Origin of the sequence: Kurthia sp. YJT4, assembly GCF_030219945.1 — a bacterium.
In the GTDB taxonomy this organism is placed as follows: Bacteria; Bacillota; Bacilli; order Bacillales_A; family Planococcaceae; genus Kurthia; species Kurthia gibsonii.
Genome location: NZ_CP126689.1, coordinates 2,963,012 through 2,973,360, shown reverse-complemented (window position 1 = coordinate 2,973,360; position 10,349 = coordinate 2,963,012). Strand labels below are relative to the sequence as shown.

Here is a 10,349-nt window from a genome sequence, read left to right as displayed (position 1 = left end):
ATTGATGGTAGTTTTTGCACTGATCATGCGAAAGCTTTGTTTTTTACCCTAAAATGAACCACCTGGATGTGTGGATTTAAAACACAATCAATGAGAGGAGGAAGAATCGATGCCTACAATTAACCAATTAGTACGTAAGCCTCGTCAATCCAAAAGTAAGAAATCAAACTCACCAGCACTAAACAAAGGCTATAACAGCTTTGACAAAGCGTTAACAAACGTTAACTCACCACAAAAACGTGGTGTTTGTACACGTGTTGGTACAATGACACCTAAAAAACCTAACTCAGCGTTACGTAAGTACGCTCGTGTGCGTTTAACTAACCAAATCGAAGTTAACGCTTATATCCCTGGTGAAGGCCACAACTTACAAGAGCACAGTGTTGTTCTTATCCGTGGCGGACGCGTAAAGGATTTACCTGGTGTTCGTTACCACATCGTACGTGGTGCGCTTGATACTGCTGCTGTACAAGGACGTATGCAATCACGTTCATTATACGGTGCTAAAAAACCTAAAGAGAAAAAATAATTTACATTGAGCTATATAGCTGAAAGGAGGAAAACACATGCCTCGTAAAGGTCCTGTTTCCAAACGTGACGTGTTACCAGATCCAATTTATAATTCAAAACTAGTAACTCGTTTAATCAATAAAATGATGGTAGATGGTAAAAGAGGTACTTCTCAAAAAATCTTATACGGAGCTTTCGAATTAGTAAAAGAACGCTCAGGTCAAGATCCACTAGAAGTATTTGATGCTGCACTTAACAACGTAATGCCTGTACTTGAAGTACGCGCTCGTCGTGTTGGTGGTGCTAACTACCAAGTACCAGTAGAAGTACGTCCAGAACGTCGTACAACTCTTGGTCTTCGTTACCTAGTAAACTACTCTCGTCTTCGTGGCGAAAAAACAATGGAAGAACGTCTTGCTAACGAAATTTTAGACGCTTCTAACAACACTGGTGCGTCAGTTAAAAAACGCGAAGATATGCACAAAATGGCAGAAGCAAACAAAGCGTTCGCTCACTACCGTTGGTAATATTAAAAATATCTTAATCCATTATGGAAGGAGAAATACCGCATGACTAGAGAATTCTCACTAGAGAACACTCGTAATATCGGAATCATGGCTCACATCGATGCTGGTAAAACAACAACTACAGAGCGTATCCTTTATTACACTGGTAAGATTCACAAAATCGGTGAAACTCACGAAGGTGCTTCTCAAATGGACTGGATGGAGCAAGAGCAAGAACGTGGTATCACAATCACTTCTGCTGCGACAACAGCTCAATGGAAAGGCCACCGCGTAAACATCATCGATACACCAGGACACGTAGACTTCACTGTAGAAGTTGAACGTTCTCTTCGTGTACTTGATGGTGCTGTAACTGTACTTGATGCTCAATCAGGTGTAGAGCCACAAACTGAAACTGTATGGCGTCAAGCTACAACATACGGTGTACCACGTATCGTATTCATTAACAAAATGGATAAAATCGGTGCAAACTTCCTATACTCTGTAGGAACTCTTAAAGAACGTTTAGAAGCAAACGCTCACCCAATTCAGTTACCAATCGGTGCTGAAGATGAGTTCCACGCAATCATCGACCTTGTAGAAATGAACGCTACATTCTACAAAGAAGGTGACGACGGTTCTAACGCTGAAGTGAAAGAAATTCCTGAGGAATACAAAGCTCAAGCTGAAGAATACCGCGAAAAATTAATCGAAGCTGTTGCTGAATTAGACGAAGAGCTAATGGAAAAATACTTCGCAGGCGAAGAAATTACAACTGAAGAGTTAAAAGCGGGTATCCGTAAAGCAACTCTATCTGTTGAATTCTACCCAGTAGTATGTGGTACAGCATTCAAAAACAAAGGTGTTCAATTAATGCTTGATGCAGTAATTGACTACTTACCAGCTCCAACAGACGTAGCTGCTATTACTGGTACATCTGTTGACGGCGACGAAGAAATCGTACGTCATTCATCTGATGAAGAGCCATTCGCTGCACTAGCGTTCAAAGTTATGACTGACCCTTATGTTGGTAAATTAACTTTCTTCCGTGTGTACTCTGGTATCTTAGAATCAGGTTCTTACGTGCAAAACTCATCTAAAGGTAAGCGTGAACGTGTAGGTCGTATCCTACAAATGCACGCTAACTCACGTGAAGAAATCGAACGCGTTTACGCAGGCGATATCGCAGCAGCTGTAGGTTTAAAAGTTACAACTACTGGTGATACTTTATGTGACGAAAAATCTTTAGTAATCCTTGAGTCTATGGAATTCCCTGAGCCAGTAATCTCACTTTCTGTAGAACCAAAATCAAAAGCTGACCAAGATAAAATGGGTCAAGCTTTACAAAAACTTCAAGAGGAAGATCCAACTTTCCGTGCACATACTGATCCTGAAACAGGACAAACAATCATCTCAGGTATGGGTGAACTTCACTTAGATATCTTAGTTGATCGTATGAAGCGTGAATTCCGCGTTGAAGCTAACGTTGGTGCTCCACAAGTTTCTTACCGTGAAACTTTCCGTTCATCAGCTCAAGTTCAAGGTAAATTCACTCGTCAATCAGGTGGTCGCGGTCAATACGGTGACGTATGGGTTGAGTTCACTCCAAATGAAGAAGGTAAAGGTTTCGAATTCGAAAACGCAATCGTTGGTGGTGTTGTTCCACGTGAATACATCCCTGCAATCGAAGCTGGTTTAAGAGACTCATTAGCAAACGGTGTATTAGCTGGATTCCCACTAATCGACGTTAAAGCTAAGTTATACGATGGTTCTTACCATGATGTCGATTCAAACGAAATGGCCTTCAAAGTGGCTGCATCTCTTGCAGTTAAAAAAGCAGCAACTGCTTGTAACCCAGTTCTTTTAGAACCAGTTATGAAAGTAGAAGTTGTAATGCCAGAAGAATACCTTGGTGATATCATGGGTAACATTACTGCTCGTCGCGGACGCGTTGAGGGTATGGAAGCTCGCGGTAACGCACAAGTTGTTCGTGCAATGGTTCCACTTGCTGAAATGTTCGGTTATGCAACAACTTTACGTTCAGCTACACAAGGTCGCGGTACATTCTCAATGGTATTTGACCACTACGAAGAAGTACCAAAATCAGTTTCTGAAGAAATCATCAAGAAACACAAAGGTGAATAATTCAATTATTTTTAATTGAATTTTCTACTGTTATCAAGTATAAATAACTATGTAAGCTATGATTTATTCTGGGGTAGGGCCCTGCCCCTTCAATAAATTATGACTATAAACTAAATTACAAACCCTAGGAGGCACATTTAAAATGGCTAAAGAAAAATTCGACCGTTCTAAAACACATGCTAACATTGGTACAATCGGACACGTTGACCATGGTAAAACAACTTTAACTGCTGCAATCGCTACAGTTCTTGCTAAAAAACAAGGCGGGGAAGCTAAATCATACGATCAAATCGATAACGCTCCAGAAGAAAAAGAGCGCGGTATCACAATCAACACTTCTCACATCGAGTACGAAACTGAAAAACGTCACTACGCTCACGTTGACTGCCCAGGACACGCTGACTATGTTAAAAACATGATCACTGGTGCTGCACAAATGGACGGCGGTATCTTAGTAGTATCTGCTGCTGATGGTCCAATGCCACAAACTCGTGAACACATCCTTTTATCTCGTCAAGTAGGTGTTCCATACCTAGTTGTATTCTTAAACAAATGCGATATGGTAGACGACGAAGAATTACTAGAATTAGTTGAAATGGAAGTTCGTGACTTATTATCAGAATACGATTTCCCAGGCGACGATGTTCCTGTAATCAAAGGTTCTGCTCTTAAAGCTTTAGAAGGCGAAGAAAAATGGGAAGAAGCAATCGTTGAATTAATGGACGCTGTTGATTCTTACATCCCAACTCCAGAACGTCAAACTGACAAACCATTCATGATGCCTGTAGAGGATGTATTCTCTATCACAGGTCGTGGTACAGTTGCAACTGGCCGTGTTGAACGTGGTCAAGTTAAAGTCGGCGACGTAATCGATATCGTAGGTATCGCTGAAGAAACTGCTCAAACAACTGTAACTGGTGTTGAAATGTTCCGTAAATTATTAGATTACGCTGAAGCTGGCGATAACATCGGTGCTTTATTACGTGGTGTTTCTCGTGAAGATATCCAACGTGGTCAAGTATTAGCTAAACCAGGTTCAATCACTCCACACACAAACTTCAAAGCTGAAGTTTATGTATTATCAAAAGAAGAGGGTGGACGTCACACTCCATTCTTCTCTAACTACCGTCCTCAGTTCTACTTCCGTACAACTGATGTAACTGGTGTTATCACTCTTCCAGAAGGCGTTGAAATGGTAATGCCTGGCGATAACGTTGAAATGGACGTTGAATTAATTCACCCAATCGCTATCGAAGATGGTACTAAGTTCTCAATCCGTGAAGGTGGCCGTACAGTAGGCGCTGGCGTTGTAGCTTCAATCCAAAAATAATTTCTTCTATTGAAGAATGTTATAACTGTAATAAAACCCAAGGAGTGCGCACTCCTTGGGTTTTTCTTTTAGCTATTGTTAAATAAGATCAAAAGATTTTTTAAAAATATACAGTTAACAATTGAAATTGAGTTCATAATTTTATATACTATAAAGCGTTGTAAAGACCGAACGCGTGAAGAAATAAGGGAAACGAGTTACATATAAAATATTTTCCTGAAACGACTTGCACATTGCGATATTATTATGTATAATATTGAATGTTGGTCTTTGACTGCGATGAAGCGAGAGGTTACCGACACACCCGGCCGCATTGCCATGGCGAGTGCTCGGAAAATTTTCGTGGAGAATTGTCTAGGAAATAGGCGAAAAGGGAGGGAAAATAATGGCAAAACAAAAGATTCGTATCCGTTTAAAAGCATATGATCACAGAATTCTTGATCAATCGGCTGAGAAAATTGTTGAAACTGCTAAACGTTCAGGTGCTGGTGTATCAGGTCCGATTCCACTACCAACTGAAAAATCAGTTTACACTATCTTACGTGCGGTTCATAAGTACAAAGATTCTCGTGAACAATTCGAAATGCGTACACATAAACGTCTGATCGATATCGTTAACCCAACACCACAAACTGTTGATGCGTTAATGAAACTTGATTTACCATCTGGCGTTGATATTGAAATCAAACTTTAATGGTAAAAATAAAAATAATATTTTAAATCTTACAGGAGGTGCGACTAAATGACTAAAGGAATCTTAGGTAGAAAAATCGGTATGACGCAAGTTTTTGCAGAGAATGGCGATCTAATTCCAGTAACTGTAATCGAAGCTACTCCAAACGTAGTTCTTCAAAAGAAAACAGTTGATACTGATGGTTACGAAGCAATTCAATTAGGTTTCGAAGATAAGCGTGCAAAGCTTTCTAACAAACCTGAACAAGGGCACGTAGCTAAAGCAAACACTGCTCCTAAGCGCTTCATTCGCGAAATTCGCAATGCAAACTTAGCTGAGTACGAAATTGGTCAAGAAGTCAAAGTTGATAGTTTCGCAGAAGGCGATGTAGTAGATGTAACAGGTGTTACTAAAGGTAAAGGTTTCCAAGGTGTTATCAAACGCCACGGACAATCTCGTGGACCTATGTCACATGGTTCTCGTTACCACCGTCGTCCTGGTTCAATGGGTCCAGTTGCTCCGAACCGCGTGTTCAAACAAAAGAAATTACCTGGTCAAATGGGTGGTACAGTAGTAACAATCCAAAACTTAACAATCGTTAAAGTGGATGCTGAACGTAACCTTATTTTAGTAAAAGGTAATGTTCCTGGTTCTAAAAAATCATTAGTAACAGTTAAATCTGCTATTAAAGGTAACTAATTTTCCGAAGAAAGGAGGAAACAGGAATGACAAAAGTTAATGTACTTAGTCAAACAGGTTCTTCTGTAGGCGAAATCGAATTAAACGATGCGATCTTCGGAATCGAACCAAATGAATCAGTTGTATTTGATGCAGTAATCGCTCAACGCGCTTCACTACGTCAAGGTACACACAAAGTAAAAAATCGTTCTGAAGTTGCAGGTGGTGGTCGTAAACCATGGCGTCAAAAGGGTACTGGTCGTGCTCGCCAAGGTTCAATCCGTTCTCCACAATGGCGCGGCGGTGGTATCGTATTCGGTCCAACACCACGTAGCTATGCATACAAACTTCCTAAAAAAGTTCGTCGTTTAGCTCTTAAATCAGTATTATCAGCAAAAGTTGCAGATACTGAATTAGTAGTATTAGACGCATTAACATTAGCAGCACCTAAAACTAAAGATTTCGTACAAGTTCTTTCAGATCTTAAAATCGAATCTAAAGCTTTATTCGTAACTGCTGATGTGGAAGAAAACGTAGCACTTGCTGCTCGTAATATTCCAGGTGTAACAGTATTAACAGCTGAAGGCATCAACGTTCTTGACCTAGTTGGTCATAACCAAGTTGTAATGACTAAATCTGCTGTAGAAAAAATTGAGGAGGTGCTTGGTTAATGGAAGCACGTGACATTTTAAAACGTCCTGTCATTACTGAGCTTTCTTCAGAACAAATGGCAGAACAAAAATACACTTTCGAAGTTGACACTCGTGCCAACAAAACAGAAGTGAAAAACGCTGTTGAAACAATCTTTGGAGTTAAAGTTGAGAAAGTAAACATCATGAACTACAAAGGTAAAAAGAAACGCGTTGGCCGCTACACTGGTTTAACAAACAAACGTCGTAAAGCTGTTGTAACACTAGCTGAAGGCGAAATCGAATTATTCGAAATGTAATTCGAATAGACATTTTTAAAGGAGGGAAAACACATGGCGATTAAAAAGTATAAACCTACCACTAATGGACGTCGTAACATGACTTCATCGGACTTTGCTGAAATCACTACTAATAAGCCAGAAAAATCATTATTAGAGTCTACAAAACGCAAAGCTGGTCGTAACAACCAGGGTAAAATCACTGTTCGTCATAATGGTGGTGGACATAAACGCCAATACCGTATCATTGATTTCAAACGTATCAAAGACGGTATCCCAGGTAAAGTCGCTACTATTGAGTATGATCCAAACCGATCTGCTAACATCGCATTAATTAACTATGCTGATGGTGAAAAACGCTATATCTTAGCACCAAAAGGTCTTAAAGTAGGTATGGAAGTTGTTTCAGGTCCAGATGTTGATATTAAAGTTGGTAACGCGTTACCATTAACAAATATCCCAATGGGTACAACAATCCACAATATCGAAATGAAACCTGGTAAAGGTGGACAATTAGTACGTTCTGCAGGTACTTCAGCTCAAGTACTTGGTAAAGAAGGTAAGTATGTAATTGTACGCTTACAATCTGGTGAAGTACGTATGATTCTTGCTACATGCCGCGCTACAATCGGTGCTGTAGGTAACGAACAACACGAACTTATCCACATTGGTAAAGCTGGACGTAAACGTTGGATGGGTAAACGCCCAACTGTACGTGGTTCTGTAATGAACCCTAACGATCACCCACACGGTGGTGGTGAAGGTAAAGCTCCAGTTGGACGTAAGTCACCAATGACTCCATGGGGTAAACCAGCACTTGGTTACAAAACTCGTAACAAAAAAGCAAAATCTGACAAGCTTATTATTCGTCGTCGTAAAAAATAAAGTGGTTAAACTACGGTTCAATGGTCGAACCGTGGTGGAATCACGGAGGGAGGTTCCAAAATGGGTCGTAGCTTGAAAAAAGGACCTTTTGTTGACGCTCACTTAATGACTAAGGTTGAAGCTCAACAAGATTCAGAAAAAAAGCAAGTTATTAAAACTTGGTCTCGCCGCTCTACAATCTTCCCGAACTTTATCGGATTAACAATCGCAGTATATGATGGACGCAAACATGTGCCTGTATACGTGACTGAAGATATGGTAGGTCATAAACTTGGCGAATTCGCACCAACACGTACTTATAAAGGTCACGGTGCAGATGATAAGAGAACATCAGTACGCTAATTAAGAGGGGAGGTTAATCCTAATGCAACAAGCTAAAGCAATCGCTCGCACAGTTCGCATTGCTCCTCGTAAGGTACGTCTAGTAGTAGACTTAATTAGAGGCAAGCAAGTTGGCGAAGCAATCGCTATTTTAAAACATACTCCTAAAGCAGCTTCTCCTGTAGTAGAGAAAGTTTTAAACTCAGCAATCGCTAATGCAGAGCACAACTATGATTTAGATGTAAACAGCCTAATCGTTTCTGAAGTATTCGTAGACGAAGGTCCAACATTAAAACGTTTCCGTCCACGCGCACAAGGTCGTGCAAGTGCGATCAACAAACGTACAAGCCACATTACTCTAGTGGTATCTGAGAAGAAGGAGGGATAATACGTGGGTCAAAAAGTACATCCAATAGGTTTACGTGTAGGTGTCATTCGTGATTGGGAATCTCGCTGGTACGCTGAGAAAGACTACGCAACATTACTTCACGAAGATATCAAAGTACGTAATTACATTGAAAAAACTTTAAAAGAAGCATCAGTTTCTAAAGTAGAAATTGAACGTGCTGCTAACAGAATTAACATTACAATTAGTACAGCGAAACCAGGTATGGTTATCGGTAAGGGTGGTACTGAAGTTGAAGCACTTCGTAAAAACCTTAACGCTATGACTGGCAAACGCGTACACATCAACATCGTTGAAATCAAACGTGCAGATCTTGATGCAAAACTAGTTGCTGAGAACATCGCTCGCCAATTAGAAAACCGTGTATCATTCCGTCGTGCACAAAAACAAACAATTCAACGCACTATGCGTGCAGGTGCTAAAGGTATCAAAACTCAAGTATCTGGTCGTCTAGGTGGCGCTGATATCGCTCGTGCTGAGCACTACAGTGAAGGAACTGTTCCACTTCATACACTTCGCGCTGACATCGATTATGCTCACGCTGAAGCTGACACTACTTATGGTAAGTTAGGTGTTAAAGTATGGATCTACCGTGGAGAAGTACTTCCAACTAAGAAGAACTCTGTGGAAGGAGGCAAATAATTATGTTATTGCCAAAACGCGTTAAATACCGTCGTGTACACCGTGGTAAAATGCGTGGCCAAGCAAAAGGCGGTACTACAGTAACATTCGGTGAATTCGGTTTACAAGCTCAATCAGCTAGCTGGATCACTAACCGTCAAATTGAAGCAGCCCGTATTGCAATGACACGTTATACAAAACGTGGTGGTAAAGTATGGATTAACATCTTCCCACACAAACCTTACACTAAAAAGCCTCTAGAAGTACGTATGGGTTCTGGTAAAGGTGCTCCTGAAGGTTGGGTAGCAGTTGTAAAACCAGGCCGTGTAATGTTTGAAATCGGTGGGGTTTCGGAAGAAGTCGCTCGTGAAGCACTTCGCTTAGCATCTCATAAGTTACCTGTTAAGTGTAAAGTTGTTAAACGTGAAGAAATTGGTGGTGAATCTAATGAAAGCTAATGAAATTCGTGAACTTACAAGTGTTGAAATTGAAGATCAAGTAAAATCACTGAAAGAAGAGCTTTTCAACCTTCGCTTCCAATTAGCGACTGGTCAATTAGAAAACACAGCTCGCATTCGTGAGGTACGTAAAACTATCGCTCGTATGAAAACTGTTATTCGTCAAAGAGAAATCAGTGCTAATTAACTGATAAAGGAGGTTTGCAAGCATGTCTGAGCGTAACCAACGCAAAGTTTACACAGGCCGTGTTGTTTCTGACAAAATGGATAAAACGATCACAGTAGTCGTTGAAACATACAAGAAACACTCACTTTACGGTAAACGTGTAAAATACTCTAAAAAGTTCAAAGCGCATGATGAAAACAACACAGCAAAAGTTGGAGATATCGTACGCATTATGGAAACTCGTCCGCTATCAGCTACTAAACGTTTCCGTTTAGTTGAAGTTGTAGAAAAAGCGGTTATTATCTAAATAATTTCGGAACACTCGATCCGAAGGGAGGTAACCTAAGTGATTCAACAAGAAAGTCGTTTGAAAGTTGCCGACAACTCAGGTGCTAAAGAAGTACTTACAATTAAAGTACTTGGTGGTTCTGGCCGTAAAACTGCTAATATCGGTGATGTTATTGTTTGTACAGTTAAGAAAGCAACACCAGGTGGCGTTGTCAAGAAAGGCGAAGTAGTTAAAGCTGTAATCGTTCGTACTAAGAGCGGTGCACGTCGTAAAGACGGTACTTACATCAAATTCGATGAGAACGCATGCGTAATCATCCGTGATGACAAGTCACCACGTGGAACTCGTATTTTCGGACCAGTTGCTCGTGAACTACGTGATAGCAACTACATGAAAATCGTTTCATTAGCTCCGGAAGTTCTTTAATTACATG

The 10,349-nt window shown here is 40.5% G+C and carries 16 protein-coding genes; all 16 read left to right on the top strand.

From position 1 onward, the window contains the following. Nucleotides 1-109: 109 nt before the first annotated feature. The 16 genes from rpsL (at nucleotide 110) to rplN (ending at nucleotide 10,342) form a co-directional block, all read left to right on the top strand. On the top strand, nucleotides 110-529 hold the full coding sequence (gene rpsL, locus QN089_RS14920) for a 30S ribosomal protein S12 (RefSeq protein ID WP_068450113.1): 420 nt from the start codon (nucleotides 110-112) through the stop codon (nucleotides 527-529). A 37-nt stretch (nucleotides 530-566) separates the two neighbouring features. Beyond that, a complete protein-coding gene (rpsG, locus tag QN089_RS14915) occupies nucleotides 567-1,037 on the top strand; it encodes a 30S ribosomal protein S7 (RefSeq protein WP_066790941.1) in 471 nt (156 codons plus the stop codon). 42 nt (nucleotides 1,038-1,079) lie between these two features. After that, the gene (gene fusA, locus QN089_RS14910; protein WP_285215622.1) at nucleotides 1,080-3,161 is read left to right on the top strand and encodes an elongation factor G; all 2,082 of its coding nucleotides are present in this window, start codon (nucleotides 1,080-1,082) and stop codon (nucleotides 3,159-3,161) included. Between the two features lie 142 nt (nucleotides 3,162-3,303). Continuing rightward, nucleotides 3,304-4,491 (top strand): elongation factor Tu, encoded by a 1,188-nt coding sequence (tuf, locus tag QN089_RS14905; protein WP_285215621.1) that lies wholly within the window; start codon nucleotides 3,304-3,306, stop codon nucleotides 4,489-4,491. Nucleotides 4,492-4,876: 385 nt separating this feature from the next. Beyond that, on the top strand, nucleotides 4,877-5,185 hold the full coding sequence (rpsJ, locus tag QN089_RS14900; protein ID WP_029500598.1) for a 30S ribosomal protein S10: 309 nt from the start codon (nucleotides 4,877-4,879) through the stop codon (nucleotides 5,183-5,185). 48 nt (nucleotides 5,186-5,233) lie between these two features. Beyond that, entirely contained in the window at nucleotides 5,234-5,863 is a 630-nt protein-coding gene (rplC, locus tag QN089_RS14895) for a 50S ribosomal protein L3 (RefSeq protein WP_068450120.1), read from the top strand. Between the two features lie 26 nt (nucleotides 5,864-5,889). Next, nucleotides 5,890-6,513, top strand: coding sequence for a 50S ribosomal protein L4 (gene rplD, locus QN089_RS14890; protein ID WP_068450123.1), 624 nt, complete (start codon nucleotides 5,890-5,892; stop codon nucleotides 6,511-6,513). Further along, nucleotides 6,513-6,791 (top strand): 50S ribosomal protein L23, encoded by a 279-nt coding sequence (gene rplW, locus QN089_RS14885; RefSeq protein ID WP_068450125.1) that lies wholly within the window; start codon nucleotides 6,513-6,515, stop codon nucleotides 6,789-6,791. The genes rplD and rplW overlap by 1 nt, the downstream gene beginning before the upstream one ends. Nucleotides 6,792-6,824: 33 nt before the next feature. Then, nucleotides 6,825-7,655 (top strand): 50S ribosomal protein L2, encoded by an 831-nt coding sequence (rplB, locus tag QN089_RS14880; protein ID WP_068450128.1) that lies wholly within the window; start codon nucleotides 6,825-6,827, stop codon nucleotides 7,653-7,655. Nucleotides 7,656-7,715: 60 nt separating this feature from the next. Further along, complete coding sequence (rpsS, locus tag QN089_RS14875; protein WP_068450130.1) at nucleotides 7,716-7,997, top strand: 30S ribosomal protein S19; 282 nt, start codon at nucleotides 7,716-7,718, stop codon at nucleotides 7,995-7,997. A 22-nt stretch (nucleotides 7,998-8,019) separates the two neighbouring features. Further along, on the top strand, nucleotides 8,020-8,364 hold the full coding sequence (rplV, locus tag QN089_RS14870) for a 50S ribosomal protein L22 (RefSeq protein WP_068450132.1): 345 nt from the start codon (nucleotides 8,020-8,022) through the stop codon (nucleotides 8,362-8,364). Between the two features lie 3 nt (nucleotides 8,365-8,367). Beyond that, nucleotides 8,368-9,024: a 30S ribosomal protein S3 gene (gene rpsC / locus QN089_RS14865; RefSeq protein ID WP_068450135.1), complete on the top strand. Its 657-nt coding sequence runs from the start codon at nucleotides 8,368-8,370 to the stop codon at nucleotides 9,022-9,024. 2 nt (nucleotides 9,025-9,026) lie between these two features. Further along, a complete protein-coding gene (gene rplP, locus QN089_RS14860) occupies nucleotides 9,027-9,461 on the top strand; it encodes a 50S ribosomal protein L16 (RefSeq protein ID WP_068450137.1) in 435 nt (144 codons plus the stop codon). Next, a complete protein-coding gene (rpmC, locus tag QN089_RS14855) occupies nucleotides 9,451-9,648 on the top strand; it encodes a 50S ribosomal protein L29 (RefSeq protein WP_068450139.1) in 198 nt (65 codons plus the stop codon). The genes rplP and rpmC overlap by 11 nt, the downstream gene beginning before the upstream one ends. Before the next feature lie 22 nt (nucleotides 9,649-9,670). Then, entirely contained in the window at nucleotides 9,671-9,934 is a 264-nt protein-coding gene (gene rpsQ / locus QN089_RS14850; RefSeq protein WP_068450141.1) for a 30S ribosomal protein S17, read from the top strand. 39 nt (nucleotides 9,935-9,973) lie between these two features. Further along, on the top strand, nucleotides 9,974-10,342 hold the full coding sequence (rplN, locus tag QN089_RS14845; RefSeq protein WP_068450143.1) for a 50S ribosomal protein L14: 369 nt from the start codon (nucleotides 9,974-9,976) through the stop codon (nucleotides 10,340-10,342). The last annotated feature ends 7 nt before the right edge of the window (nucleotides 10,343-10,349 follow it).